25 protein-coding genes are annotated in these 26,837 nt (G+C 70.1%); 14 read left to right on the top strand and 11 right to left on the bottom strand.

The window, feature by feature from the left end:
* The 6 genes from ACPOLB_RS01880 (at nucleotide 1) to ACPOLB_RS01855 (ending at nucleotide 6,555) form a co-directional block, all read left to right on the top strand.
* The gene (locus ACPOLB_RS01880; RefSeq protein ID WP_425259600.1) at nucleotides 1–1,059 is read left to right on the top strand and encodes an alpha/beta fold hydrolase; all 1,059 of its coding nucleotides are present in this window, start codon (nucleotides 1–3) and stop codon (nucleotides 1,057–1,059) included.
* Nucleotides 1,060–1,065: 6 nt separating this feature from the next.
* Complete coding sequence (locus tag ACPOLB_RS01875; protein WP_425259599.1) at nucleotides 1,066–2,529, top strand: hypothetical protein; 1,464 nt, start codon at nucleotides 1,066–1,068, stop codon at nucleotides 2,527–2,529.
* A 5-nt stretch (nucleotides 2,530–2,534) separates the two neighbouring features.
* Complete coding sequence (locus ACPOLB_RS01870; protein ID WP_425259598.1) at nucleotides 2,535–3,383, top strand: alpha/beta hydrolase; 849 nt, start codon at nucleotides 2,535–2,537, stop codon at nucleotides 3,381–3,383.
* An 88-nt stretch (nucleotides 3,384–3,471) separates the two neighbouring features.
* The gene (gene phaR / locus ACPOLB_RS01865; protein ID WP_425259597.1) at nucleotides 3,472–3,978 is read left to right on the top strand and encodes a polyhydroxyalkanoate synthesis repressor PhaR; all 507 of its coding nucleotides are present in this window, start codon (nucleotides 3,472–3,474) and stop codon (nucleotides 3,976–3,978) included.
* A 28-nt stretch (nucleotides 3,979–4,006) separates the two neighbouring features.
* The gene (rimO, locus tag ACPOLB_RS01860) at nucleotides 4,007–5,395 is read left to right on the top strand and encodes a 30S ribosomal protein S12 methylthiotransferase RimO (protein WP_425259596.1); all 1,389 of its coding nucleotides are present in this window, start codon (nucleotides 4,007–4,009) and stop codon (nucleotides 5,393–5,395) included.
* Nucleotides 5,392–6,555 (top strand): PLP-dependent transferase, encoded by a 1,164-nt coding sequence (locus ACPOLB_RS01855; RefSeq protein WP_425259595.1) that lies wholly within the window; start codon nucleotides 5,392–5,394, stop codon nucleotides 6,553–6,555. Before rimO ends, ACPOLB_RS01855 begins: the two co-directional genes overlap by 4 nt.
* Nucleotides 6,556–6,566: 11 nt before the next feature.
* On the opposite strand, the gene smpB is transcribed toward ACPOLB_RS01855, so the two are convergent.
* Entirely contained in the window at nucleotides 6,567–7,031 is a 465-nt protein-coding gene (smpB, locus tag ACPOLB_RS01850; RefSeq protein ID WP_425259594.1) for an SsrA-binding protein SmpB, read from the bottom strand.
* A 56-nt stretch (nucleotides 7,032–7,087) separates the two neighbouring features.
* Between smpB and ACPOLB_RS01845 the strand changes: the two genes are divergently transcribed.
* Nucleotides 7,088–7,540 carry a type II toxin-antitoxin system RatA family toxin gene (locus ACPOLB_RS01845; RefSeq protein ID WP_425259593.1) on the top strand — a complete coding sequence of 151 codons (453 nt, stop codon included), beginning with the start codon at nucleotides 7,088–7,090 and terminating at the stop codon, nucleotides 7,538–7,540.
* Nucleotides 7,527–7,835 (top strand): RnfH family protein, encoded by a 309-nt coding sequence (locus ACPOLB_RS01840; protein ID WP_425259592.1) that lies wholly within the window; start codon nucleotides 7,527–7,529, stop codon nucleotides 7,833–7,835. The genes ACPOLB_RS01845 and ACPOLB_RS01840 overlap by 14 nt, the downstream gene beginning before the upstream one ends.
* On the opposite strand, the gene ACPOLB_RS01835 is transcribed toward ACPOLB_RS01840, so the two are convergent.
* Complete coding sequence (locus ACPOLB_RS01835; protein ID WP_425259591.1) at nucleotides 7,832–8,353, bottom strand: DUF4124 domain-containing protein; 522 nt, start codon at nucleotides 8,351–8,353, stop codon at nucleotides 7,832–7,834. The two genes, ACPOLB_RS01840 and ACPOLB_RS01835, sit on opposite strands and share 4 nt — an antisense overlap.
* Before the next feature lie 111 nt (nucleotides 8,354–8,464).
* Between ACPOLB_RS01835 and guaB the strand changes: the two genes are divergently transcribed.
* Genes guaB through guaA form a run of 3 tightly spaced genes read left to right on the top strand, consistent with a single transcriptional unit; the run spans nucleotide 8,465 to nucleotide 12,835 of the window.
* Entirely contained in the window at nucleotides 8,465–9,937 is a 1,473-nt protein-coding gene (gene guaB, locus ACPOLB_RS01830; protein ID WP_425259590.1) for an IMP dehydrogenase, read from the top strand.
* A gap of 1 nt (nucleotide 9,938) precedes the next feature.
* Nucleotides 9,939–11,237 carry an MFS transporter gene (locus tag ACPOLB_RS01825; protein WP_425259589.1) on the top strand — a complete coding sequence of 433 codons (1,299 nt, stop codon included), beginning with the start codon at nucleotides 9,939–9,941 and terminating at the stop codon, nucleotides 11,235–11,237.
* Nucleotides 11,234–12,835 (top strand): glutamine-hydrolyzing GMP synthase, encoded by a 1,602-nt coding sequence (gene guaA, locus ACPOLB_RS01820; RefSeq protein WP_425259588.1) that lies wholly within the window; start codon nucleotides 11,234–11,236, stop codon nucleotides 12,833–12,835. Before ACPOLB_RS01825 ends, guaA begins: the two co-directional genes overlap by 4 nt.
* Before the next feature lie 2,116 nt (nucleotides 12,836–14,951).
* Here the strand turns inward: guaA and ACPOLB_RS01815 are convergent.
* From ACPOLB_RS01815 to ACPOLB_RS01775, 9 genes are all read right to left on the bottom strand, one after another.
* On the bottom strand, nucleotides 14,952–16,133 hold the full coding sequence (locus ACPOLB_RS01815) for an OmpA family protein (protein WP_425259587.1): 1,182 nt from the start codon (nucleotides 16,131–16,133) through the stop codon (nucleotides 14,952–14,954).
* A gap of 33 nt (nucleotides 16,134–16,166) precedes the next feature.
* Nucleotides 16,167–18,044, bottom strand: a complete 1,878-nt coding sequence (locus ACPOLB_RS01810) for an Ig-like domain-containing protein (protein ID WP_425259586.1) — start codon at nucleotides 18,042–18,044, stop codon at nucleotides 16,167–16,169.
* 116 nt (nucleotides 18,045–18,160) lie between these two features.
* A complete protein-coding gene (locus ACPOLB_RS01805; protein ID WP_425259585.1) occupies nucleotides 18,161–18,316 on the bottom strand; it encodes a DUF3096 domain-containing protein in 156 nt (51 codons plus the stop codon).
* 443 nt (nucleotides 18,317–18,759) lie between these two features.
* Nucleotides 18,760–19,293: a hypothetical protein gene (locus ACPOLB_RS01800; protein ID WP_425259584.1), complete on the bottom strand. Its 534-nt coding sequence runs from the start codon at nucleotides 19,291–19,293 to the stop codon at nucleotides 18,760–18,762.
* Nucleotides 19,294–19,674: 381 nt separating this feature from the next.
* A complete protein-coding gene (locus tag ACPOLB_RS01795; RefSeq protein ID WP_425259583.1) occupies nucleotides 19,675–20,151 on the bottom strand; it encodes an AAC(3)-I family aminoglycoside N-acetyltransferase in 477 nt (158 codons plus the stop codon).
* 276 nt (nucleotides 20,152–20,427) lie between these two features.
* Nucleotides 20,428–20,844: a VOC family protein gene (locus tag ACPOLB_RS01790; RefSeq protein ID WP_425259582.1), complete on the bottom strand. Its 417-nt coding sequence runs from the start codon at nucleotides 20,842–20,844 to the stop codon at nucleotides 20,428–20,430.
* A 200-nt stretch (nucleotides 20,845–21,044) separates the two neighbouring features.
* Nucleotides 21,045–21,404 carry a hypothetical protein gene (locus ACPOLB_RS01785; RefSeq protein ID WP_425259581.1) on the bottom strand — a complete coding sequence of 120 codons (360 nt, stop codon included), beginning with the start codon at nucleotides 21,402–21,404 and terminating at the stop codon, nucleotides 21,045–21,047.
* Nucleotides 21,405–21,607: 203 nt separating this feature from the next.
* On the bottom strand, nucleotides 21,608–21,997 hold the full coding sequence (locus tag ACPOLB_RS01780; protein WP_425259580.1) for a VOC family protein: 390 nt from the start codon (nucleotides 21,995–21,997) through the stop codon (nucleotides 21,608–21,610).
* A 53-nt stretch (nucleotides 21,998–22,050) separates the two neighbouring features.
* Nucleotides 22,051–22,323 (bottom strand): hypothetical protein, encoded by a 273-nt coding sequence (locus ACPOLB_RS01775; protein ID WP_425259579.1) that lies wholly within the window; start codon nucleotides 22,321–22,323, stop codon nucleotides 22,051–22,053.
* Nucleotides 22,324–22,826: 503 nt separating this feature from the next.
* Here ACPOLB_RS01775 and ACPOLB_RS01770 point away from each other — a divergent pair.
* The 3 genes from ACPOLB_RS01770 to ACPOLB_RS01760 all read left to right on the top strand — a co-directional run bounded on the left by ACPOLB_RS01770 (nucleotide 22,827) and on the right by ACPOLB_RS01760 (nucleotide 26,820).
* Nucleotides 22,827–24,269, top strand: coding sequence for a hypothetical protein (locus ACPOLB_RS01770; RefSeq protein WP_425259578.1), 1,443 nt, complete (start codon nucleotides 22,827–22,829; stop codon nucleotides 24,267–24,269).
* A gap of 347 nt (nucleotides 24,270–24,616) precedes the next feature.
* Nucleotides 24,617–25,321: a response regulator transcription factor gene (locus ACPOLB_RS01765; RefSeq protein ID WP_425259577.1), complete on the top strand. Its 705-nt coding sequence runs from the start codon at nucleotides 24,617–24,619 to the stop codon at nucleotides 25,319–25,321.
* Nucleotides 25,318–26,820 (top strand): HAMP domain-containing sensor histidine kinase, encoded by a 1,503-nt coding sequence (locus ACPOLB_RS01760; protein ID WP_425259576.1) that lies wholly within the window; start codon nucleotides 25,318–25,320, stop codon nucleotides 26,818–26,820. The genes ACPOLB_RS01765 and ACPOLB_RS01760 overlap by 4 nt, the downstream gene beginning before the upstream one ends.
* Nucleotides 26,821–26,837: the final 17 nt, after the last annotated feature.

Below are 26,837 nucleotides of genomic sequence, written 5' to 3'. Positions count from 1 at the left end.
ATGCCCGTCGCGCAGGTCAACGGTGCACGGCTGAACTACCTCCAGGTCGAGGAGCCCGGCGACGCGCCGCGCGAGGACCTGGTGATGGTGCACGGCCTGGCCACCAACATGGCCTTCTGGTACCTGCCCTACGCGCCCGAGTTCGCCAAGCGCTTCCGCGTCACGCTGCTCGACCTGCGTGGCCTCGGCCGGTCGGAGATGACGCCCACCGGCTACACGCCGCAGAACCTGGCGCTCGACCTCCAGGGACTGATGGACCACCTGGGCATCCAGCGCGCGCACGTCATGGCGCACAGCTTCGGTGGCGTGGTGGCGCTCAGCATGGCCTGCATGGACGCATCGCGCGTGCGCAGCCTGGTGCTGTGCGACACCCACATCTCCGCCGTGCGCCGCCACCACGTGCCACGCGACTGGGGCAACCGCAGCCACATCCAGGCCGTGCTCGACCGCCACGGCCTGCGGCTCGACACGCACGATCCGTACTTCGGCTACCGGCTGCTCACCGAGGTGGCGCATCTGCAGTTGCGCAATCAAGACGTGCCGCAGGACCTGCTCGACCTGGTGGGCCCGATGATGGGCAAGCAGGGCAAGCGCACCGCGTCGCAGTGGGTCAAGCTGATGGACGAGACGGCGGCCGAGGCGCAGCTGATGGGCGACGACGGCCTGGCGCTGGATGCGCTGCGGCGGTTGATGTTCCCGATCCTGGCGCTGTACGGCGACCACTCGCAGGCGCGGCTGACCGGCGGCGAACTGCTCGACGTGTGGCCGCACGCCGAGTTCCGCCGCGTGCGCGACGCCGGCCACTTCTTTCCGGCGTCCCGACCCGACGACGTCATGGCCGAGTGCGAACGCTTCTGGCGCGGCGAGTTCGCGCGCAAGCCGGTGGTACGCTCCGGCGAAGAGCAGCGTCGGCATTTCCGCAGTGACCGTGTCTTCAAATCCGATGGTTCCTGGTTCTTCACCACGCGCGAGCAACAGCGCCTGGGCCCGTACACCAACCCCGACGAAGCACACGACGCGCTGGCGCGCTACATCAGCAGCCTGGCTGTCCCCGCGTAGGCCGCCATGGTGACGGCGAACCGGCTCGGCATCTGGCCCGGGCTGAACCGGCGCGACTTCCGCTGCATCGCGCAGAACGGCTTCGGCGACGGCAATAACGCCTATGCGCATTCGATGGCCTGGTTCAACGGCCATCTGTACGTGGGCACCACGCGCGGCAACTTCCCCTTCATGAAGGCCCGCCTGCCGATCGGCATGGACGTGTGGCCGGTGGAGTGCCCGGAGAACCCGTTCGATCTCGACATGCATGCCGAGATCTGGCGCTACGACCCCAGGCTCGACCACTGGGAGCGGGTCTTCAAGGCGCCGACCATCATCGGCAGCCACGGCAAGCCGATCCCGCGCGAACTGGGGCTGCGCGGCATGCTGGTGTACTCGGGCGGCGGCCGCGAGCCGCCGGCGCTGTTCGTCAGCACCTGGTCGCCCGCGCGCGGCCCGGGCCCGAACCTGCTGCGCTCGGAGGACGGCCGCACCTTCACGCCGACCTGCGAGCCCGGCCTGAACGGCTTGCCGGTGACCACCATCCGCACGCTGTGCGAGTTCAAGGGCAAGCTCTACACCACGCCCGCCGGCTCGCGCGGCGGCAATCCGAACGTCTCGGCGCACTCGGTCGTCTACGAGAGCGCCGACCCCACCGCCGGGCAGTGGGAGCCCGTCAGCGACTTCGGCTTCGGCGACGCCGGCAACAAGACCGTGTTCGAGATGTGCGCCTTCGGCGACCACCTGTACGTCGGCACCTTCAACATGGAGGGCTACCAGGTCTGGCGCAGCACCTGCGAAGGCGACAAGCCCTACCACTGGGAACGCGTGATCGAGCGCGGCGCCTACCGCGGCAAGCTGAACCAGTGCGTGCTGAGCATGATGCCGTTCAAGGGAGCGCTGTACATCGGCAGCGGCATCCAGGGCGGCGGCATCGACACGCAGAACAAGGTCGGCCCGGCGCCGCCGGAACTGGTGCGGCTGTGGCCCGACGGCCGCTGGGACCTGCTGGTCGGCGACGAACGCGACACGCCGATGGGCCGCAAGGTGCCGCTGTCGGGCTACATGCCCGGCTTCAACAACTTCTTCAACGGATACTTCTGGCGCATGGTGGCGCACGAGGGCTGGCTCTACCTGAGCACCTTCGAGTGGAGCACCGTGATGGGCTACGCCAACCGCCGGCGCTGGCCCGAGGCCTTCACCAACGTCATCAACCACGTCGGCGCGCAGACCATCCTCGACCACCACTCGGGCTTCGACCTGTACCGCAGCTTCGACGGCGAGAACTGGGTGCCGGTCACGACCAACGGCATGGGCAACCCATACAACATGGGGCTGCGCACGATGGTGTCGACGCCGCACGGGCTGTTCCTCGGCACGGCCAACCCCTTCGGCCCGAAGATCATGCCGTTGAACGGCAATCGCTACGTGCCCAACCCGCGCGGCGGCTGCGAGATCCACTTCGCCAGTTCCGCGCCGGCGGCGGGCTGAGCGCGATGGCCACCCGGGGCCCTGGCTGGTTGCGGCAGGTGCTGCGCGGCCGCGGTGCGGCGCCGGAGCCGTCGCCAGCGGACTGGCCTGCCGGCACCCGCATCGAACGCGACGTGCCCTACGGGCCGCATCCGGCGCAGCGGCTCGATCTCTATGCGCCTGCTGGCGCGCAGGGCTGCCCCGTGCTCGTGCTGGTGCACGGCGGCGCCTGGATGCTGGGCGACAAGGCGCAACCGGGCGTCGTGCTGCACAAGGTGCGGCACTGGCTGCCGCGCGGCTGGGTCGTCGTCTCGCTGAACTACCGCCTGCTGCCCGAGGCCGATCCGTTGCAGCAGGCGGACGACGTGGCACGTGCGATCGGCACCGTGCAGCGCGACGTGCAGCGCTGGGGCGGCGACGGCCGGCGCGTGGCGCTATGCGGGCATTCCACGGGCGCACACCTCGCGGCGCTGGTGCTGGCCGACGTGTCGCTCGCGGCCGCACACGGCCTGCAGCCGCCGCAGGCGGCCGTGCTGCTGGACAGCGCCGCGCTCGACGTGGTGCAGGTCATGGAGGGCGCGCACCTGCCGCTGCACGACCGGGCCTTCGGTGACGATCCGGTGGTCTGGCGCCGCGCTTCGCCCTGGCACCAGGTGCAGCAGGCGCTGCCGCCGCTGCTGCTGGTGTGCGCGCAGGACCGCGAGGCTGCCACGCAGCAGGCCGAACGATTCGCCCTGCGGGCACGCAGCGCGGGCGGCAGCGCGCAGGTGGCGCTGGTGCCGCTGTCGCATCGCGAGATCAACGAGCACCTGGGCCAGGACGATGGTCTGTCACGCCTCGTCGACGACTTCCTGGCTGCGCAAGGCCTGCCATGATGCGGCACCGCAGGGGGTAACCCCGCAGCAGGGGCCGCAGGCGCGACTCCTAGAATCGCAGTGCAGCATTCACCAGGAGACCGAACGCATGCCTTCGTCCCGACGCGCCGCCCCTGCGGCCGAACCCGCCGCCGCCCCCGGGACGCGGATCCTCAAGAAGTACCCCAACCGCCGTCTCTACGACACCCAGACCAGCAGCTACATCACGCTGGCCGACGTCAAGCGCATGGTGCTGGGCGGCGAGGACTTCGAGGTGCGCGACGCCAAGACCGGCGACGACCTCACGCGCAGCATCCTGCTGCAGATCATCCTGGAGGAAGAGTCGGGCGGCGTGCCGATGTTCAGCACGCCGATGCTGGCGCAGATCATCCGCTTCTACGGCCACTCGATGCAGGGCATGATGGGTGCGATGCTCGAGAAGAACCTGCAGACCTTCGTCGAACTGCAAAGCCAGTTCGTGGGCGGCCAGGCGCCGGTGCTGCAGAACATGATGGGCACCTACCTCGACCAGTCGCGTGCGATGTTCGAGAAACTGCAGGAGCAGATGACTACGGCGGGCGTCATCTTCCCCGGTTTCCCGCCGCCCAAGCGCTGAGATCGCGCCGATCGGGGAAAATCCCCCGATGAACGCTCCCACTCCGGGCTCCGCGCCCACCGTCGGCTTCGTCTCGCTCGGCTGCCCCAAGGCGCTGACCGACTCCGAACTCATCCTCACGCAGCTCAGCGCCGAGGGCTACCGCACCAGCAAGACCTTCGCCGGCGCCGACCTCGTCATCGTCAACACCTGCGGCTTCATCGACGACGCGGTGAAGGAAAGCCTCGACACCATCGGCGAGGCGCTGGCCGAGAACGGGCGCGTCATCGTCACCGGATGCCTGGGCGCCAAGGCCGGCGACGACGGCGGCAACCTCGTGCGCCAGATCCACCCCAAGGTGCTGGCGGTCACGGGCCCGCACGCCACCCAGGAGGTCATGGACGCGGTGCACCTGCACGTGCCCAAGCCGCACGACCCGTTCATCGACCTGGTGCCCGGCCACGTGCCCGGCGCGGGCGTCAAGCTCACGCCCCGGCACTACGCCTACCTGAAGATCAGCGAAGGCTGCAACCACCGCTGCAGCTTCTGCATCATCCCCAGCATGCGCGGCGACCTCGTGTCGCGCCCGATCGGCGACGTGCTGAACGAGGCCCGTGCCTTGTTCGAGGGCGGCGTGAAGGAACTGCTGGTCATCAGCCAGGACACCAGTGCCTACGGCGTCGACGTGAAGTACCGCACCGGCTTCTGGGACGGCAAGCCGGTGAAGACACGCATGTTCGAACTGTGCGAGGCGCTGGCGACGCTGGCCGAGCAGCACGGCGCCTGGGTGCGGCTGCACTACGTCTATCCGTACCCGCACGTCGACGAGGTGCTGCCGCTGATGGCCGCCGGCCGCATCCTGCCGTACCTGGATGTGCCGTTCCAGCACGCGCACCCCGACGTGCTCAGGCGCATGAAGCGCCCGGCCAGCGGCGAACGCAATCTCGAACGCCTGGCGCGCTGGCGCGAGATCTGCCCCGAGATCGTCGTGCGGTCGACCTTCATCGCCGGCTTCCCGGGCGAGACCGAGGCCGAGTTCGAGACCCTGCTCGACTTCATGAAGGAGGCCGAGATCGACCGCGCCGGCTGCTTCGCGTATTCGCCGGTGACGGGCGCGACGGCCAACGACCTGCCCGGCGCACTGCCGGCCGAGGTGCGCGAGGAGCGCCGAGCCCGCTTCATGGCCGTGGCCGAGGCCGTCTCGGTGCGCAAGCTGCAGCGCCGCGTGGGGGCCACGATGCAGGTGCTGGTCGACAGCGCCCCAGCGCTCGGCCGCAAGGGCGGGGTGGGGCGCAGCTACGCCGACGCGCCCGAGATCGACGGCACCGTGCGGCTGCTGCCGCCCGAGAAGGCTTCGCGCACGCTGAAGGTGGGCGAGTTCACGAAGGCGCGCATCGTCGCCGTCGAGGGGCATGACCTGATCGCGGTGCCGGCATGAAGAAGGACACCACGGCGCTGATCCACCACGCCTACCAGCCGCCCGCGGGCTTCGAGGCGCCGCAGGTCGGTGTGCACAAGGCGTCGACCGTGCTGTTTCGCGACACGGCGGCGCTGCGTTCGCGCGACTGGCGCCACAAGACCGGCTACACCTACGGCCTGCACGGCACGCCCACCACGTTCACGCTGGAGGAGCGCATCGCGGCGCTGGAAGGTGGCCGGCACTGCGTGCTGGTGCCCAGCGGCCTGGCGGCCATCGCGCTGGTGAACCAGGCGCTGCTGCGCGCGGGCGACGAGGTGCTGCTGCCGGCGAACGTCTACGGCCCGAGCCGCGAACTGGCGCGGCACGAGCTGGCGCACTGGGGCATCACGCACCGCCTGTACGACCCGATGGACGCCGCGGCGCTGGCCGCGATGGTGGGGCCGCAGACGAAGCTGGTGTGGGTCGAGGCCGCCGGCTCGGTGACGATGGAGTTCCCCGACCTGGTCGGGCTGCTCCGGGTGTGCCGCGACCAGGGCATCACGTCGGCCATCGACAACACCTGGGGCGCGGGCATCGCCTTCGACGCCTTCGCGCTCGGTGCCGACATCGTGATGCAGGCGCTGACCAAGTACCCCTCGGGCGGCGGCGACGTGCTGATGGGCTCGGTCTGCACCCGCGACGACGCGCTGCACGAGCGCATCAAGCTCACCCACATGCGGCTGGGCCTGGGCGTGGCGGCCAACGATGCCGAACTGCTGCTGCGCTCGCTGCCCAGCACCGCGCTGCGCTACCACGCGGCCGATGCCACCGGGCGCGCGCTCGCACGCTGGTTCCAGCAGCGGCCGGAAGTGGCGCAGGTGCTGCACCCGGCGCTGGAAGGCGCACCCGGCCACGCGCACTGGCGCGCCTGCAGCACGGCCGCGGCCGGCCTGTTTTCGGTGGTCTTCGACAGCCGCTACGGCGCGGCGCAGGTCGACCGCTTCGTCGATGCGCTGCGCCTGTTCAGGATCGGCTACTCGTGGGCCGGCCCGATGAGCCTGGTGGTGCCCTACGACCTGGGGGTGATGCGGCAGCCGGCACCGTATGCGGGCACGCTGGTGCGCTTCTCGATCGGCCTGGAAGACGTGGCCGACCTGCGGGCCGACCTGGAGCAGGCGCTGGGCGCGCTGGCGACCTGAGGCCCGGGCCCTCAGCTGCCCTTGGACGAGACCTTGTGCCGCATCAGGCGGCCCTTCTCGCGTTCCCAGTCCTTCTCGCGCTCGGTGTTGCGCTTGTCGTGCTGGGCCTTGCCCTTGGCCAGCGCGATCTCGGCCTTCACGCGGCCGCCCTTGTAGTGCAGGTTCAGCGGCACGAGCGTGAAGCCCTTCTGCTCGACCTTGCCGATCAGGCGCCGGATCTCGGCCTTGTGCATCAGCAGCTTCTTCGTGCGGTCGGCCTCGGGCGTGATGTGCGTCGAGGCGGTGCGCAGCGCGTTGATGCGGCAGCCGATGAGGAAGAGCTCGCCGTCGCGGATGTGCACGTAGCCGTCGGTCAGCTGCACCTGTCCCGCGCGGATGGCCTTGACCTCCCAGCCGGACAGCACCATGCCCGCCTCGAACTGCTCGTCGATGGTGTATTCGTAGCGTGCGCGGCGGTTTTCTGCGATGGGGGCCATGGGGTCTGCGGCTGCCTGCGACGGGCAAGGGGCGCCGCCTACAATTCCTGCATTGTATGAAGCACGTGAAGAAGTCCGTCCTGCTGTGGTACTCGCCTCGCGAGATGTACGACCTGGTGACGGGCGTCGAGTCCTACCCCAGCTTCCTGCCCTGGTGCGACAAGGCCGAGGTGCTGGAGCGTCACGACACAGGCATGACGGCGCGTCTGGGTCTGGCCTACATGGGGGTGCGGCACGCCTTCACAACCCGCAACGTGCACGTGGCCGGCCAGTCGGTCGACGTCACGCTGGTCGACGGCCCGTTCTCGCTGCTCGAGGGGGTGTGGGTGTTCAACGCGCTGGGCCGGCCCGGGCTGGAGGCGCAGGCCTGCAAGATCGAGTTCGACCTGCGCTACGCGTTCTCGAGCAAGGCGCTCGAGACCGTGGTGAGCCCGGTGTTCGACAAGGTGGCCAACACCTTCGTCGACTGCTTCGTGAAGCGCGCCGAGGTCGTGTATGGCCCGCGCTGAGACGCTGCCGGTGGAGGTGGTCTACTGCCCGCAGCCCGGGCAGGTCGACCAGGTCAGGTTGCAGATGACAGCCGGCGCGACGCTGGCCGACGCGCTGCAGGCCAGCGGCCTGCTGCAACGCCATGCGCTGGTGGCCGAGGGCCTGCGCATGGGCATCTGGGGCAAGCTGCGCGAGCCTGCCACGCCACTGCGCGCGCATGACCGCATCGAGATCTACCGCCCGCTGACCGTCGATCCGAAGGAAGCGCGGCGCCTGCGCTACAAGCGCAACAAGGCGCCCGCCGCGACGCCCTAGGAGCCGCTGCCGCGGCAGTCGGAGCCGATGACCTCGTTGGCGCGCCGCATCTCTTCGGCACGGCCCTTGTCGTCGAGGATCTCGCGCTCGCCCTTCTCGTTGGTGCGTGCGATGCGCTGACCCGTTTCCAGCGCCGCGAGATGGCCGCGCGCGCGGCGGCAGTTCTCGGCGCGCTGTTGCGCCAGCTTCTCTTCGTCGGCACGCGCCTTGGCCTGCTGCTCCTGGTCGCCGGCGCGCCGGCGGGCTTCCAGTTCCTTGTCGACCGTGGGGCGGACGGCGGGCGATGCCGCTGCGCCCGATGCGGCCGGTGCCGCGGGCGCCAGCTGGCGGCGCGGGTCGGGCCGCTGCAGGATGTCGCGCTCGGGGATGTCACGCGGCGGCGGCAGGTCGCTGGCGGTGATCTGGCCGCTCTTGTCCTTCCACTTCCACTGCGCATGCGCAGGCAGGGTGGCGGCGACCAGGGCCAGCAGCAGGACGGCGGCGGCGGGCCGGGGCAGGAGCGCGGTGGAGAGTCGCATGGCGGCAGTGTAGAGCCGCCAATGGCCCCCCGGCGTGACCTCCGTCACGGGCGGCGGGCGGGAAGTGTTGCCGTCCGTATAATCGCTTTTTGCGCCTGGAGCCCGTTCAGCATGCGCCTACTCGGCAAAGCGCTCACCTTCGACGATGTGTTGTTGGTGCCGGCCTATTCTCAGGTGTTGCCCCGCGACACCAACCTCTCGACCCGACTGTCCCGCAACATCACGCTGAACCTGCCGCTGGTGTCGGCGGCGATGGACACCGTGACCGAAGCCCGCCTCGCGATCGCCATCGCGCAGGAGGGCGGCATCGGCATCGTGCACAAGAACTTCACGCCGAAGCAGCAGGCGGCCGAGGTGGCGCGCGTGAAGCGCTATGAATCGGGCCTGCTGCGCGACCCCATCAGCGTCACGCCCGACACCCCGGTGCGCGAGGTCGTGGCGCTGCAGCGCCAGCACGGATTCAGCGGCTTCCCGGTGCTCGAGGGCAAGGTCGTGGTCGGCATCGTCACCAACCGCGACCTGCGGTTCGAGTCGCGCCTGGACGCCCCGGTGCGCGAGGTGATGACGCCGCGCGATCGCCTGGTGTGGGTGAAGGAGGGCGCCTCGCTCGACGAGGGCAAGGCGCTGATGCACAAGCACCGCCTGGAGCGCGTGCTGGTCGTCAACGACGCGTTCGAACTGCGTGGCTTGATGACGGTGAAGGACATCACCAAGCAGACCGACTTCCCGAACGCCGCGCGCGACGCACAGGGCAAGCTGCGCGTGGGCGCCGCGGTCGGCGTGGGCGACGGCACGGAAGAGCGTGTCGAACTGCTGGTGAAGGCCGGGGTCGACGTGCTGGTGGTCGACACCGCGCACGGCCACAGCGCGGGCGTGATCGAACGCGTGCGCTGGGTCAAGAAGACGTACCCGCAGGTCGATGTGATCGGCGGCAACATCGCCACCGGCGCCGCTGCCACCGCGCTGGTGGAAGCGGGCGCCGACGCCGTGAAGGTCGGCATCGGCCCCGGCAGCATCTGCACCACCCGCATCGTCGCCGGCGTGGGCGTGCCGCAGATCATGGCCATCGACAACGTGGCCACCGCGTTGCGCGGCAGCGGCGTGCCGCTGATCGCCGACGGCGGCATCCGCTACTCGGGCGACATCGCCAAGGCGATCGCCGCCGGTGCCAGCACGGTGATGATGGGCGGCATGTTCGCCGGCACCGAGGAAGCCCCGGGCGAGGTCATCCTCTACCAGGGCCGCAGCTACAAGAGCTACCGCGGCATGGGCTCCATCGGCGCGATGAAGGCCGGCTCAGCCGACCGCTACTTCCAGGAAAACGACGAGACCACCAACCCCAACGCCGACAAGCTGGTGCCCGAGGGCATCGAGGGCCGGGTGCCGTACAAGGGCTCGATGCTCGGCATCGTGTACCAGATGGCCGGCGGACTGCGTGCCGCCATGGGCTACTGCGGCTGCGCCAGCATCGAGGAGATGCGCAGCAAGGCAGAGTTCGTCGAGATCACGTCCGCCGGCATCCGCGAGAGCCACGTCCACGACGTGCAGATCACGAAGGAAGCGCCGAATTACAGGGCGGAGTGAGATGACCGACGTCCGTCCGGCGGCGGTCACGCCGCGCGCCGGGCCACCCCCGGTCGGCCCCGGCGCCGGGCGCACGGCCGCGATGCGCTTCATCATGCTGGTGGTGCTGATCGACATGCTGGCGGTCGGCCTCATCGTGCCGGTGCTGCCGGCCCTGGTGGGCAAGTTCACCAGCGTGCCGTCGGAGCAGAGCTACTGGTACGGCGTGGTGGCGTTCTCGTACGCCATTGCCAGCTTCATCGGTGCGCCGATGCTGGGTGCGCTGTCCGACCGCTTTGGCCGCCGACCCATCCTGCTGCTGGGCTTCTGCGGGCTGGCGATCAACTTCTTCATGACGGCACTGGCCAGTGCGCTGTGGATGCTGGTGGTGTCGCGCCTGTTCGGCGGCCTGATGCAGGCCAACGCCGCGGTGGCCAACGCCTACGTCGCCGACATCAGCGCGCCGGAAGAGCGCGCGCGTCGCTTCGGCCTGCTGGGCGCGATGTTCGGGATCGGCTTCATCCTCGGGCCGGTGCTGGGCGGCCTGCTGGGCGGCATCGACCTGCAACTGCCGTTCTTCGTGGCCGGCGGCCTGGCGCTGGTCAACCTGGCCTACGGCTACTTCGTGCTGCCCGAATCGCTGCCGGCCGAGCGCCGGCGCGGCATCGACTGGGCGCGCGCCAACCCGCTGTCGTCGCTGGTGCAGCTCTCGCGCCTGCAGGGCGTGGGGCGGCTGGTCGCGGTGCTGGCGTTCGCGGGCCTGGCCCAGTTCACGCTGTACACGGTGTGGGTGTTGTACGCCACGTTCCGCTTCGGCTGGGGTCCCACCGAGAACGGCTGGTCGCTGTTCGCCGTGGGCGTGGTCTCGGCGGTGGTGCAGGGTGTGCTGCTGGGCCGGCTGCTGAAGGTGTTCCCGGCGCAGCGGCTGGCGGTGATGGGCCTGGTCTCGGCGACGCTGGCCTTCGTCGGCTTCGGCCTGGCCACCGAGGGCTGGATGATGTACGTGGTGATCTTCGCCAACGTGCTGGGCAACACCGTGGCTGCCTCGATGCAGGGCCTGATCTCGAGCGCCGCCGATGGCAGCGAACAAGGCCAGACGATGGGCTCGGTGAGCGGCCTGAACAGCCTGATGGCCGTGGTGGCGCCGATGCTCGCCGCGCCGCTGCTGGGGGCGGTGTCGCACCTGCCTGCCACCGACTGGCGCATCGGCGCCCCGATGTTCTTCTGCGCCGTGCTGCAGGCCCTGGCGCTGGCCTTTGCCGTGTCCCACTTCCGCCGGCTGCGCCGCAGGCCGCTGGCACCCGCATCGAGCTCCGCATGACGCACGACAAGATCCTCATCCTCGACTTCGGCTCGCAGGTCACGCAGCTCATCGCCCGCCGCGTGCGCGAGGCGCACGTGTACTGCGAGATCCACCCCAACGACGTTGGCGACGATTTCATCCGCGCCTTCGCGCCCAAGGGCATCATCCTCTCGGGCAGCCACGCCAGCACCTACGAGGAGCACGAGCTGCGCGCGCCGCAGGCTGTTTGGGACAGTGGCGTGCCGGTGCTGGGCATCTGCTACGGCATGTTCACGATGGCGGTGCAGCAGGGCGGCCAGGTCGAGGCCAGCACGCACCGCGAGTTCGGCTACGCCGAGGTGCGCGCGCACGGCCACACCAAGCTGCTCGACGGCATCGAGGACTTCGCCACCGCAGAAGGCCACGGCATGCTGAAGGTGTGGATGAGCCACGGCGACAAGATCACCGCGCTGCCGCCGGGCTTCAAGCTGATGGCCAGCACGCCCAGCTGCCCGATCGCCGGCATGGCCGACGAGTCGCGCGGCTACTACGGCGTGCAGTTCCACCCCGAGGTCACGCACACGGTGCAGGGCAGGGCGCTGCTGGAGCGCTTCGTGCTGCAGATCGCCGGCGCGCGGCCCGACTGGGTGATGCGCGACCACATCGCCGAAGCCGTGGAGCGCATCCGTGCCCAGGTCGGCGACGAGGAGGTCATCCTCGGCCTGAGCGGCGGCGTCGACTCCAGCGTCGCCGCGGCGCTGATCCACCGCGCCATCGGCGACCAGCTCACCTGCGTGTTCGTCGACCACGGCCTGCTGCGCCTGAACGAAGGCGACCTGGTGATGGACATGTTCGTCGGCCAGTTGCACGCGAAGGTGGTGCGCGTGGACGCCAGCGCGCTGTTCCTGGGCAAGCTGGCGGGCGTGACCGATCCCGAGGCCAAGCGCAAGATCATCGGCAGCGAGTTCGTCACCGTCTTCAAGCAGGAAGCGGCCAAGCTGGTGGGCAGCGGCGCAAAGGGTGCGAGGTGGCTGGCGCAGGGCACGATCTACCCCGACGTGATCGAAAGCGGCGGCGCCAAGACGAAGAAGGCCGTCACGATCAAGAGCCACCACAACGTCGGCGGCCTGCCCGAGCAACTCGGCCTGAAGCTGCTGGAGCCGCTGCGCGACCTGTTCAAGGACGAGGTGCGCGAGCTGGGCGTGGCGCTGGGGCTGCCGCCCGAGATGGTCTACCGCCACCCGTTCCCGGGCCCGGGCCTGGGCGTGCGCATCTTGGGCGAGGTGAAGAAGGAATACGCCGACCTGCTGCGCCGGGCCGACGCGATCTTCATCGAGGAGCTGCGCAATTTCCACGACCCCGCCAGCGGCAAGAGCTGGTACGACCTGACCAGCCAGGCCTTCACCGTGTTCCTGCCCGTGAAGAGCGTGGGCGTGATGGGCGACGGCCGCACCTACGAGCACGTCGTCGCGCTGCGCGCCGTGCAGACCAGCGACTTCATGACCGCCGACTGGGCCGAGCTGCCGTACGCGCTGCTGAAGAAGGTCAGCGGCCGCATCATCAACGAGGTGCGTGGCATCAACCGCGTGACCTACGACGTGAGCAGCAAGCCGCCGGCGACGATCGAGTGGGAATGAGCCGGACTCGTCCCACCGTGTTTCCGGCCATCCCAGAACGATCCGGTTTCGCAGTGGGGACAACGACGTAGCGTCCAAGGTCGCCCCACCCGATCCAGCGCCGTCCCAGGCGCCCTGACGGTTGATTTGACGGTGTCCGAGCACCTGCGCTGGCAGGCGTGCGTCGACACCGTCAGCCCCCATGACGGTATCGCGATCCTGCGACCTGCAACGGATCGGAGATCGCATGGACACCTCGGTGGATCAGGCCCGCAGCGGGTCGGCCGGCACGAAGGCGCGGACGGGACGGCGCGCGAGGCGATTGTCCGGGGCAGGACGAGGACCGACGAAGCTGCGCATGCCACGGAAGGCATGCGTCTTCAGGCCAGGTCGAAGGACAGGCTGACCACTTCAGACAGCCTGCAGCCGGCCAGCCTCAGGATCTGAATGGCCGGCCCAGCCGGAAGTCCGCCATTCGACGGTAGCCAAGAGGCACGGCGGCCAGGACCCCGTCAGGGGTCCTTCGCGCTGCCATTGCCGCGCCACGGCCGGCGATCGTCTGCGCCTGCCGATGGCGACCGGCTCAAGCCGATCCCGAGGCGACGTCCTCGATCCCGAACTCGTCGCCGCGAAGCCGACCGTCAGACCTGCGCACGCCCCAACGCGCGCGTGCCGTCGCGGGCGATTCCGCTGGACGTGCCGTTTGCTGAACGGGTTCCATCGAGGCGCCGGATCTGCGCTGGAGCTCTCACGTGCCCTGCAGGGTTGGGCCGCTCATCGAGGGTCACACGCGCGGCGTTGCCCAGGCGCGGGCGCCGGCCCCCTGGAGCGCCCGTCCGTGCTGGCGGTCGAAGGAGGCGGCAGCCGCGGTCCGCGGATTGCCCGGGTCGCATGCCTCCATCCAGGACGCCCTTCGAAATGCAGTCGCCGTCAAGGGCTCATCGCGGCAGTCGGTGTCCGCCATGAATTCCGGAACAGCGCATTCCACCAGCGATCCGCGCCGAGTGGCGCTCGAAGAGGCCATCGAGGCCCTGCAGGCGCGCCGGGCCCTGCTTGGCGACGCCGTCGTCGATGCCGCGCTCGCGCCCCTGCGGGAGCAACTGGCCCTGGGCCACAACGCCGCCGCGCCGGCACGTCGGCTGCGTCCCCCGGGAAGCCGACGCACCGGTTCCCTGGGTGCCGGGCTCGGTGGTCGTGGCCCAGGGCGTCCTGGCCGACTGCCTGTGCACCGTGCAGAGCGGCGAGCTGCGCGCGGTGGTCACCGGCGAGAGGCGTTCGGCACGCGTGGAGGTGACCGCCTGAACCTCGGACGACGTCGATGGCCGTGTGGTGGGCCTGTTCGAGGCGCTGGCCGTCCAGGAGGCGGGGCGGCGCGTCGTGCCCGGCCCCCGGGAGCCAGGCCCGCATCGCCGAACGCGTGGGTGCGTCGCGCCCCATGATCAACCGGCTGCGAGGCGCCGGGGGCGCAGTTCCAGTCGGTGCAGGGGCCGCTGCTGGATCGCTCGGTGGTGGCCACGCTGGCCGACCCGTCGCCGCTGGAACCGGGCACGTCGATCGCCGCCTACGAACGGTGAGTCGGCGTGCGGTCCGACTGGGCCCGCGCCGCCTTGTGCTCTCGCCCCGCCGCAGTCCGAACTCCCGGCAGCACGCGGCACCCGCATCCCCACCGTGAACGTTGCGCCGGCCGCTGGCTGGCCCGCCGGTGCCACGCCATTGCGTCCTTGACCTCGGGGACGGTTCCCGGCCCGTGCACGCCGTGCATCTTGTCGCGCGGACAGCCCGTGGCCTGCCCCTCCCTCAGCGCGGTCGGGTTCATCACGCCCCACCCGCACGGCAGCACGTCGTCGGGCCGGGCCTGGCGAGCCTGCAACCAGACCGACGTCGGCTCGATGTGTGTCGCCAGGCCGCACGTCCTTGCGCCATGCCCGTCATCAGGGATCAACCCTGGGATCCGCGCCAAGGCGGGGGGCTGTGAACGATCACCCGCTCCTCGACCTTCGCGGGAGCGTGCGCCTGCAGCGCTGCGGTGTCGGCAACTTCGAGTCCGTCCGGGTGCAGGCTCAACGGCCCGTGGCAGGCTGTCAGGACACCCGCGCAGACGGCATCCGGGGTGGCGGCCCCGGATCCTGTCGGCTGCCTAGCGGGTACCGCTGACGTCGATCTCGACGCGGCGGTCAGGCTGCAGGCAGGCGATGAGGCTGGCCGTGGGCTGGGTGCCCTTGCAATCGCCGGGCTTGGTGATCGGCTGCGTCTCGCCCTTGCCCACCGAGCTGACCTTGGCTGCCTCGAAGCCGCCCGCGCTGACGAGGTAGTCCTTCACCGCATCCGCACGCCGCTGTGACAAGGCCTGGTTGTACTTGTCCGAACCCAGGCGGTCGGTGTGGCCCTCGACGATGACGACCTCGAAGCTCGTGCCGCGCGTGTCGGCCGCGAACTTGTCGAGCGCGACCCGGCCTTCGGGCTTGATGGCGGCCTGGTCGAAGGCGAACAGCGACTCGGCCTCGAAGCTGACGCGGCGGCGCTCCGGGGGCGGCGGCGGGGGCGGCGGCGCCGGCACCACGACCACCGGCGGGGGCGGAGGCGGGGGCGCCACCACCGGCGGCGGGGGCGGGGGCGGCGGCGGGGCCACGTCGACCGGCGCTGCGGCCATGCGCGGCGCCGGGGGCGCTGCACGCCCGAAGGGGAACACGAGGCTCACCGTGACGGTGTCGACATCCCCCTTGTTGCCCACCGCGTCGTTGACGCGGTAGCGGTCGAGCTCACCGCGCAGGGCGAAGCCCGGGCTGAAGGCGTATTGCAGACCGGCGCCGAGCTTGTAGTTCGCCTCGGTCTTGCGCGGGTTGGCGTTGAGCACGCCCACCGCGCCGCTCCCGGTGAACTGGTCGCGGGCACGTGCGCCATGCACGCCGACGCGGGCCAGGAACGACAGGCGCTCGGTCATTGGCAGCGTGCCCACCAGGTCGAGGTGCGGGCCGTCCAGCTTGATCTGGCCGTCCAGCCGTCCGGCCGGCGTGGTGGTGGCGCTGTAGCCGAACCTGCCCAGGTTGAAGTAGCCGGCCTCGACGCCGACGTGGCGGTTGAACTGGTAGCCGCCGAACACGCGGTAGGCCTTGTCCCGGTTGTCGGCGGTGAAGCCGTCGACCGTGAGGCCGCTGTCGCCCAGCCGACGAGTGATGCCGGGCTGGTCGATCTTGGCCTGCGATGCGCCACCGGCAATGCCGAAGTAGTCGTGGCTCTCGTCCTGCCCCAGCGCGGTGCCGGCCAGCAGCGTGCCGAGCCCGGCAAGGGCGAGCAGGCGCCCGGTGTGTGTTGCGGTCATGGTGGCTCTTTCAGGATTCAAGGGGTGTCGGGCTCAGGGTGCGACGATGGTCGTGTTGACCATCGTCACCGAGGCGGTGAGGCCGATGGCGCGCCCGGTCAGCACGGTCTGCGCGGTCTGCCCGGCCGTGGACAAGGTGACGCCGGCCGGCGCGATGACGGTGCCGACCATCACGCTGCCGTCTTCGATACGCGCAGCGCTGCCCACTTGCCAGTACACGTTGCGGGCACGGGCGCCGTTGATCAGCAGCACGCGGCGCGGCAGGGCGGGCAGGCCCACCGTGAGGGTGGAGGCGCTCTGGAACACCCACACGGCGCCCGGGTCGCCTTGCGCGTCGAGCACCAGGTCGCCGGTGGTGACGGCGAAGGTGCCACCGGCGGCGGTGTAGACACCGCTGCTCAGCGTGCGGCCACCCAGCTGGCCAGCGCCCGGGTCGCTGCCGGCGGGCAGCGCGGCCAGCGTGTTGTAGGCCGTCTGTGCATCGGCAAGGGCCTGGGTGGCGATGGCCAAGGTGGCGGCTGTGCCTGGTGCCGGCGGCGCGCAGTTGATGCTGCCGTTGACGCCGCCGATGTTCAGCGGCGTCTCGGTGTAGACGTTGCCGGCGTCGTGCAGGCCGGTGATCAGCGTGCAGGCGGCGGTGGTGCCGACGTCGCCGCCGATCACGGTGTTGATGCCCTGGTTGGTGACGCCGGCGGCGCCGCCGAAGGCGCCGAAGCTGGCGGCCGCGCCCAGGTTCACCGGGCCCAGGCAGGCCTGGGTGCCGGTGCCGAAGCTCCAGCTGACGTTGGCTGCCAGCGCATTGCCGGCCAGGTCCTGGACGCCGGTGGCGCCGGCAATCAAGGTGACGAGGAAGGTGCGGTTGGCCGCCAAGCCGGTGGCGTTGTCGGGCAGGAAACTCGCCACGCGGGTGCCGGCGTCATAGGTCACGCTGCCCGGCACGGCGACACCGTTGTCGGTGACGGCGAAGCTGGTGGTGTCGAAGCTGGTGGCATCCATCGCTTCGCTGAAGGTGGCGCTGGCGCTGCGGCCCAGGCACTGGCCCGTGCTGCCGTCAGCCGGCGTGAAGGCGATCACCGTGGGCGGCGTCGCGTCGGGCGCGGCACCGGTGGTGAAGGCCCAGACGTGGTTGCCGGAGTTCGGCACCACGGCGGTGTTGCCTGCCAGCGCGTTGCCCGCCAGATCGGTGGCTGCGGTGGTCAGCGTGGCCGTGTAGTTGCGTGCGGCGGTCAGCGCGGCGGTGGGCGTGAAGACCAGGGCGCGGGATTCGATGCTGTAGCTGACGGCGCCGGCCACGGCGGTGTTGGCGACGGTGTCACGCAGCGTGAAGCTGGAGGTCGTCAGCGTGGCTGCGGCCATGGGCTCGCTGAAGACGACGCTCGGGCGCGCATTGAGCGCGACGTCGATGTCGCCGCCGGCCGGGGTGGTCACCAGCACCGTGGGCCGCGTGGTGTCGGCCACCAGCGCGATGCCGGTGGTGAAGCTCCAGCTGTAGGGCGCGGCCATGTTCAGGCCCGTGGTGTCCTGCACGGCGGCGGCAACGGTGGCCACGCAGGTCGTGGAAGGCGGCAGCGGCTGCGCAGGTGTCAGCGTTGCGACGCGGGTGGGGACGTCATAGCGCACCGCGGCTGCGATGGCGGTGCCGGCCGGGCAGGCCAGCGTGAAGGTGGTGTCCGTGATCGACGCGGCCTGCATCGGCTTGCTGAAGGTGGCCTCCACGCGGGTGCGGGTGTCGACCCCGGTGACCAGCGGCGTGGCGGTGGCAGGCGACGTGGCCGTGACTGCCGGCCGTGCGCCGACATCGGGCGTGCCGAGGATCGGATCGCGGCCGCCGCCGCAGGCGGCAAGCAAGCCCATCAATGACAGGCATGCCGCGGCGCGCAAGGTGCGTGGCCGCAAGGAAGGTCGGTTCATGGTGTGGTCCTCAGGAAGGGAAGGCGGCCGCACGCACTCCGCCGGGCCGATGCGGCCCGCGGTGCGTGTGTTGACGGTGAAACGGTGGTGGGGCGACGGGTGCGGCGTCTCCGGCCTCAGCCGAAGCGGCCGCCGGTGGCGCCGAACAGGCCGATGAGGCCGACGACGATGAGGTAGATGGCCACGATGTAGTTCAGCATCCGGGGCACCACGAGGATGAGGATGCCCGCCAGCAGCGAGATGAGCGGCGTCAGGCCGAGTTGCAGGTTCACGGTGTCTCCAGTCTGTCGAACTGCGCTGCGAAACGGGAGCGATCGCAATGGTGGACGGGCGGCCGTCGCGGTTGCTGAGGTGCAGACCGCGAAGCCGACTTCTTCATCGCCAGCAAAGGACTCCGCTGGTCAGTTTGATGCCACGGGATGAGGCAGTCCGTTCGGCAACACACACTGGCCACCGATGGCCCAGACCCAGACGACGGGCTGAACGACCGGGTTTCGAGGCACTGAGCGCGCCATGCCGCACGGCAGCGCGACGCCGCGCCCGTGCATTGCCAGGCCGGCCGGCAGCGCACCCGCGCCTTGAATGCCGCAGGCCGGTGGATGGGCGTCCACTCCAGCCAGCGTGGGCCTCCCGAACCAGGGCTCCGGAGGTGCGCTCCACGCTGGCGCGGTGCATGCGTCGACGACGCCTGGCAGTCGGTGCACGCGGTCGGGCGTCAGCGCGGGAGGCAGGGCCTCTGGTACGCAATGAGTGCCTCACCGGTGGCCGCGTCGAGCAGCGGCACGGAGACGCACCTGAAGCCGACCGGGTGCTTCTGGAGAAACGGGTCCGGACAGGACCCGGGTCGGGGGAGGCGAAGCCCAGGCGGCAGCGTTGTCGCGCCGACGGAGCGTTCCGCCGAGACGGACACGAGACCCGTCTGCGTCGCAACCACCAGGGAGGTTGCCGTCGCAGCACGGGGCTCGGCGTCTGCAGGGACGGGCCATTGCCGTCGAATCGAGCCGTCAGCGCCAACCGCATAGGCATCGGCCGCTCCCAGGCGCGTGTTCCGGGGCTGGGGCATCGCGTCGACCCGTGCCAGGGCGAGCGCACCGCAGGAGGTCGGAACCCGCTGGACGATGCGCGCATCAAGGTTCGAGTCCTGCAAAGGGAACAGCAGCAGTTCGACCTGGGCGCTCGTCGTGTGGGGAACGAGCGCCATGCAACCAGCAGCGATGGCTGCGGCGACCGATGGCATGGAGGGAATCATGACGCTTGACTGCTTCGAGGTACGGCGGGATCCAGCGGGAGGCGATGCACGTGTCTCCGGGCCCGGGGCCGAGGTTCTCGCAAGCCTCCGTCACGACCCTGCCGACGAACGTGCCCCTGACCTCGTGCTTCGCCGAAGCCGTGGAGGGCCTCCGACCGCCGGAGACCTGGCCGCAAGCGTTGATGCAGGCGTTGATGCAGGCACGAAGGCCTGGATCGACGACAGGTGGGGGCCGCGCCCGCACACAGCCGGACCGCGCAAGCCAGACTTCGGCCGTCTGCATCGCTTGCCCGCCGATGCCGCGGCTCTCGCACGAGGGTCCGTGCGTTCTCGCGTGTCAGGCCTCGCGGCATGCAGGGGGCTTCCGGCTTGTGCGAAGGGTCAGGGCGCTTTCGCGGCCGGCGTGATGTCGAAGTGCAGGACATCCTCTCGCGTCCCAAGCTTGGTGTACAGCGCGACTGCCGGGTCGTCGCCATGGTCCGCCTGGACGAAGATGACGTAGACGCCACGCTGTGCGCAAACATCCTGGAGACCCTCGATCAGGCTGGTCGCCACGCCACTCCGACGGTGTTCCGCGGCCACGGCGAGGTCATAGATGTAGAACTCGGACCTGGCCTGCTCGAACTTTGGCAGGACATAGCCGGCCAAAGCACCAACGACGCCGCCATCCAGTTCGGCGATGACGGCGATGAAGTGCCTGTCCGCCAGGAGCCTGCGGATGTACGCATCGTCGGGCTGCTGCGCCGTGTAGGTCGCCCGATCTTCAAAGGCCTCGCCGAAGAGAGCGAGCATCGAGCGAAAGGCATCGACGTCCCCTGCGCCCAGGGTGCGTACGGCAAGGAGGGGATTCCTGGTCATGGAGCGCAGTGACGTGGCGGCGTGGGCGGCGTGGCGTTCGAGTCAATCTGCCCGAAGCGGCAGGCCCTGCAAGCCGGTGCGCGATGATGCGCCGGCTGCTTGAGTTGCGCAGGTTCCATGGCAGAGGAAGGGCAAGCGTTGGTGGTGGCGTTCGAGGTCTCGGGGACGAGGCGCGGCGGGCGCAACGGCACCGCATCGTGCCCGGTGCAGTCCTGACGGACAAGTGCCGTGGCCGGACTCCTTGCTGTGCAGTGGGGACCTGCCGCGACAGGGAGGTCAGACACCACGCGCAGAGGTACCGCGGCCGGGTTGAATCAGATCCCATTGGTTCCCGTACAGGTCCTGGAAGACAGCGACTGTTCCGTGGTCCTCGACCTTCGGTTCCCGCACAAACTCCACGCCGTTGGCCTTGAATGCGTTGAAGTCTCTCCAGAAGTCGTCCGTGTAGAGGAAGAGGAAGACTCTGTGACCGGTCTGGTTCCCCACCCTGGAGCGTTGATCCTCGCTCGTGGCGCGCGCGAGCAGGAGGCTGCAGCCCTTGGATCCTGGCGGTGACACCACGACCCAGCGCTTGTCCTGTGCCGGTTGGTAGGTGTCCTCGGTGAGCGTGAAGCCAAGCTTCTCGACGTAGAAGGCGATGGCCTCGTCATGCTCGCGGACAACCAGTGCGACGAGGCCGAGATGTTGGGGCATGGGATGGTGCGGTCAGGGAACGGAGGCGGTGCGCTTGCTGGCGCGTCATCTCCACGCTGGGCGGGGAGCGATCGTGCGGCGCCTGCTGCGCAGGACGGATGATGCAGCGGCCAGCAGGCCCAGCGCCACGCCGCTGGCGCACTGCCTGAACGGGGCAGTGCGGCCACGCCTTGCAGCATCGAGTCCTGCGCACGGTCGAGCTACACGAAGCCCTGCTGCTGGTAGCTGGCGAAGCCCGCCTCGGTGAGAGACGCGAGTTCCTTGAACATCGCCTCGTCGACCGCGGCGAAATTGAAGCAGGACTTGCCCTGCATCCTGGCCTTCAAGGCCGGCGACACACCGTCGAGGAGTTCAGGCTTCATGTACACAGGCATCAGGTGGAAGCTCACGAACGACTTCCTGACCTGGACTGCACCGAAGAAGAACGGCTTCCTGTTCTTCTGCACATGCGCCGTGTCCACGTAGAGCTCCGTCGCGTCGTCCTTCTTGGAACCGAGCTTCTCTGCATACGGCGCCAAGATCGACCGGAGTTCCTTGAAGACGACATCCAGATCGGGCATGGCGGTTCTTCCTCGAGGCTTCTGCTTGCAGGGGCGCATGCCAGGCGGACATCGGCCTTCGTGCGCCGGACCCGGGCTGCGGGGAATGTACCTCGCCCTACGAGCGATGGGGGGGTGCCGTCGACGCGGGGCGACGAACGACATCGCTGCGCACACCGTCCGGAAGCGGGCGCCGCTCGTTCCGGGTCCGACTGCACCGCGACTCACTTCTCCAGCGCACTCCAGGGGGAACAGACGTCGAGGAGACAGCCTGCCGGATCACGCAGCAGGAACCGCCGTTGGCCGTAGAACTCGTTGCGTGGCTCCTGGAGGACGGGCGCTCGCATTGCCAGAGCCTTCTCGTAGACCTCGTCGACATTCGGGACGACACAGGTCACGTACATCCCGGACGGCGCGGTCTGGTAACCCTCGGGAACGAGGTCATGCGTGCGCTGGATGATGCCGAACTCGAGATCCAGGGGTCTCGGAGCGCCCAGCTGAACGTACCAGTCGCTGTCGTATCTCACCTCGAAGCCCAGCAGTTGAACGTAGAAGTCCCGACACGCGGGGAGATCATCGGCGCAGATGTTCGTGAGGATGCGGCTGATGGTCATGGGGGCGGCATGGGAGTGGCTGTCGCGCCCACTGTAGCCGCTCGATTGGACCGTCATGCCAGGCCGACGGCGAGATGCGCCCAGACCGCGGCAACCGCGACCAGCACCGCTGCGGCTGCAGCCAGGCGCCGAGGGGTGCTTCGTGTCCGACGCGTCGCCAGGCTGTAGACCATGCCTGCGGCGAAGAGCAGGACGCCTGCGGCAACGAAGTCTTCGAGGCCCCAGTTCACCTCCTGCGTGAAGCGCATCGCGACCAGAGGGAACAACAGCAGTGCCAGCGTGACCAGCGCAGTTCTGATGACAGAACGCAAGACAAAGGCATTCATGGCGGCGCACCTCGATGCACGGTGGTCCAAGAACGGAGCACCGCAGGATGCGCAGGGTGTGGCATGCGGCACGGAGCCGTGGTGTCTGCGGGGCGTTCCGCGGCGTCGGCCAGCGCCGAAGCCTCCCGCCGGAGTGTCGTGCGATCCGGCGGCCGAGGCAAGCGGGACGCGGCAGCGAGGCGAGCAGCCCGCGCGGTGCAGGGCCGACCACGGCGGGGCACGTACCCGGTGACCGGCCGTCAGGCGGCCGATCCATCCCCGATCGGGGAAGTGGAGATCGTCGAGGTCTCCCGCGATCTGGTCAGGAGCACGGAAGAACGGCCACACGCCGGTGGGTGGTCCCACGTCGCTGCGCGGCATCCGGTCGCGGTGCTGCATCGTCGAACGCGACGTGCCCGCTGCAGCATCCGCGCCGGCAGGTGGTGCGGGTCGAGGCGGGCGCGTCGGCAGTCTCCTGACAACCGGAGCCACCTTGCGGGTCGCGCAAACCTCACGGCAACGTGATGACTCGCCAGCGCGCAGTGGCTGTAATTCCGGCGGGCGCCTTGCCCTGCCGAATGCGAGACACCGACATGATCACCCGACCCTTGCCCCGGCGTGCCTGGACGGTGCTGGCCTGTGCCGCGCTGACCGCCTGCGGAGGCGGCACCTCGGTCGCCGTCGACCCCTCGGCCACCGCCGCGGACGCCGGGCCACGGGCCACCAGCGCGTCCACCGCCAACCCCGGCTCCGTGCGCCTGGCCTCCGCGAACGCGGCCGGTGCGCCAGGCGACGTCGGCGGCCAGGTCTGTGCCATCAGTGCCGACGGAGAGCAGGTGCTGATGCGCAGCGCATCGAGCAACCTGGTGCCCGGTGACAGCAATTTCCAGGACGACCTGTTCCTGAAGGACCTGGCCACAGGCGCGGTGACCCGGGTGAACACCAGTGCCACGGGTGTCCCCATCGTCAGCCGCCTCACCTGCCACGGCATGAGCCTGGACGGCGACTGGGTGGTGTTCACGGCGGACTCCGGCGGCAGCGGGCAGGTGTATGTACCCGGCCCGGAGATCGAGACCACGCTGATGCTCAAGAACACCCGCACCGGTGAACTCCTGCGCGTGAGCCCGCCGCGCAGCAGCCTGCCCAACGTCCTCGGATTCACGTTCGGCTCGATCACGCCCGACGGCTCCCGCGTGGCTTTCATCGCCCAGCCGACCACCACCTACCTGGGCCCCTACAACTACGCGGCCGACGGCCCGGCCCGGCTGATGGTGTACGACCGCCCGACGCGGCAGGTGCTGGACCTGAGCACCACGGCGCTGCTGGATGCCGGGCCCGGCCTGGCCGCCCAGGCCAGCAACCGTGCCGTGATCGCGCCCGACGGCAGCGAGGTGGCCTTCGACTCCCGCCGTGACCAACCCGCGGCAGGCGATACCAATGGCCAGCCCGATGTGCTGCTGGTGGGCGTGGACAGCGGCGCCTTGCGGCTGGCCGGAGTGGCGCCGCAGGGCCTGCCCAACGCCTTGCCGCACCGCTTCACGGCCGATGGCCAGCGGCTCGTGGTCGAGCTTCGGAGTGACGGCCCATTGGGTGCGGCAGGTCTGTACGCCGTCACCCTGGCCACCGGAGGCAGCCGGCTGCTGATGCCCAGCGGAACCGTCAATCCGCCCCGCGCCTACAGCGTGGACGACACCGCGTCGCGTGTGGCCTTCCTGCGTTACGACCCGGCCACGGCGCAACGTCAGTACGCCTTCGTGCGTGACACCGCCACCGGCAGCGAGCAGCGCGCCGACCGTTCGGCCACGAACGTGAACGGCAACGGCAACACCACGACGTTTGCGATCTCCGGCAACGGACAGCAAGTGGCGTTGGGCAGCAGTTCGACCAACCTGCTGAAGCTTCCGCGGAGAGCCTATCCCTGGCAGGTGTACGTCAAGACCCTGCTGGGTGCGACGGCATCGCAGTAGCGCCGTTTCGCAAGGCAGGACGTCGTCGGTGGACCTGCAGGCGACGGTGACGGTGCAGATCCCGGCACCCGTGCCCAAGGGTGGCGCCGGAGCGCTTCGCGACTGCCGCTGCGGCCGTCGTCGGCGGCAACGGCCCGCGCCGTGCCCGGAACGCGATCGTCGCCTTCGGTTTCGCCGACTGCGCGGCACGCGACGGGCTCACCACGGGGCCGTCCGGACCTTCGACAGCACCTTGTCCGCCGGCAGCGCGGTGCGCCGCACCGCCTGCGGCGTCTCGCTCGGGCCCCGGGCCCGGCGGTCTGTTCCAATGAAACGCCGGCGCAGCACAGGCGCGGCGCCGGACGTGCATGAACGAACACCTCTTGCTGGTCGAAGACGACGACGCCATCGCCGTGGCCCTGCGCCTGCATCTTGAAGACGCGGGCTATCGCCTGCACCGGGAGGCCGACGGCCGGCAGGCCATGGCCGCCATCGATCGGCAGCGCTGGGACCTGGTGCTGCTGGACCTGATGCTGCCGGGAGCCGATGGCTGGGAGGTCTGCCGCCACCTGCGAGCCCGGCATGCGGATGTGCCCGTCATCATGCTCAGCGCGCGCTCGGCCGAAGCGCACCGCGTGCGCGGTCTGGAACTGGGCGCCGATGACTATGTCGCCAAGCCCTTCTCGATGCTGGAACTGGTGGCCCGCGTCCGGGCGCTGCTGCGGCGCATCGAGCAGATGCGTTCTGCGGCGGCTGCGAAGCAGGATCTCAGCTTCGGCCCCTTCCGGCTGGACACGGTGCGGCGCGAACTGCTGCGCGACCGCACCGTGGTGCCGCTGACGCTGCGCGAGTTCGACCTGCTGCACTTCCTGCTGAAGCACCCGGGGCGTCCGTTCAGCCGCGCGGAACTGCTGCAATGCGTCTGGGGCGACGGCTTCGACGGCTACGAGCACACCGTCAACTCCCACATCAACCGGCTGCGCAGCCGCATCGAGGACAACCCGCGCGACCCCCGGCGCGTGGTCACGGTGTGGGGCGTGGGCTACCGGTTCGATCCGGAGCCCGCCCCATGAGGGCGGGCCGGTCCTTCACCACCCGCCTGTCCCTGGCGCTGGCCGTGCTGCTGCTGGCCTACGGCGCCTTCGTGGCGCTGGTCGGGCGGCAGGTGGCGGCCGAGCAGGAGCAGGAGTCGCTGCAGCGCCTGTCGCATGGGCTGGCACGGCACATCGTCGAACACTGGCCGGAGATCGCCTCGCCCGATCGCGACGAGGCCGAACGCACGGCGCGCGGTGCCCTGCTGTCGATGCTGATGACGGTGAATCCCGGGGTGCAGGTCTACCTGCTGGATGCCGACGGGCAGGTGCAGCACTACATCGGCGAGCCCGGCATGGTGCAGCAGCAGCAGGTGGACCTGCACGCCATCCGCGCCTTCCTGGCCGGAGCACCGCTGCCGCTGCGCGGCACCGACCCGATGGGCTCGGGCGTGCCGCGCATCTTCAGCGCGGCCATGTTCCCGGTGCGCCCGGGTGACGTGCGTCCGCCGGGCTACCTCTACGTCGTGCTGGACAGCCCGGCGCGCGGTGCCGTGGCCGCGCAGGTCGGCGCCGACCGCCTGTGGCGGGGTGCCGCGCTGGCCGCAGCCGCGGGCCTGCTGGTGACCGTCGGCCTGGGGCTGTTCACCTTCCGCCGGCTGACCCGGCCGCTGCATCGCCTGGCGCGGAGTCTGCGCGACTACAGCCGGCGCAGCAGCGGGGCCGGCGCCGCCGACGGCTCGACCTGTGCCGTGCCGCCGCCGCCGCTGGGTGACGAGGTGCAGGCCCTGGCAGACGCCTTCGCCGACATGACCCGGCGCATCGAGTCTCAGGCCGAGCGTGAGCAACGCCAGGTGGCCGACCACCGCGAGATGATGGCCAGCGTGGCGCACGACCTGCGCACGCCGCTGACGGCACTGCATGGGCACCTGGAGGCCTTGGCGGGCGATGCCACGACCGGCTCGGCGCGCGGCGCGGCGGTGCTGCAGGCCGCGCTGGCGCAAAGCCGCAAGGTCGGCCGGCTGTCGCAGCAGTTGTTCGAGCTGGCCGCGCTGCAGTCCAGCGGACAGGTGCTGCACCGCGAGCGGTTCAGCCTGGACGAAGTGGTGACGGACGCGGTGCAGAAGTTCGGGCTCCACGGCGTGCCGCCTTCGGTCACGCTGCACGGCCTGCCACCGGGCCGCCTCGAACTCGACGGCGACCTGCAGCTGATCGAGCGTGCCTTGACCAACTTGATCGACAACGCATTGCGCCACGCTCCTGGCAGCCAGCCCGTGCGCGTGAGCCTGCGCCGGGACGGCAGGCAGGCCGAGATCGTCGTGGAGGACGGCGGTCCGGGTCTGCCTGGCGAACTGCGCCAGCGGCTGGACCAGGGTCTGTCGCTGCGCGACCCGCCGATCAAGCGCAGCAGCGGTGGCATCGGTGGCCTCGGCCTGGCCATCGCGCAACGCGTGGCCGTGCTGCACGGTGGCAGCCTGCGCCCGCTGCCCGCGCCCGGGGGCGGCACCCGACTGTGCCTGGCGCTGCCGCTGGCGGCCTGACGAGCGCTGCAGATGCG

The sequence above is a fragment of the Rubrivivax soli genome (assembly GCF_049810355.1).
In the GTDB taxonomy this organism is placed as follows: Bacteria; Pseudomonadota; Gammaproteobacteria; order Burkholderiales; family Burkholderiaceae_C; genus Rubrivivax.
This window is presented reverse-complemented; position numbering and strand designations above follow the sequence as displayed.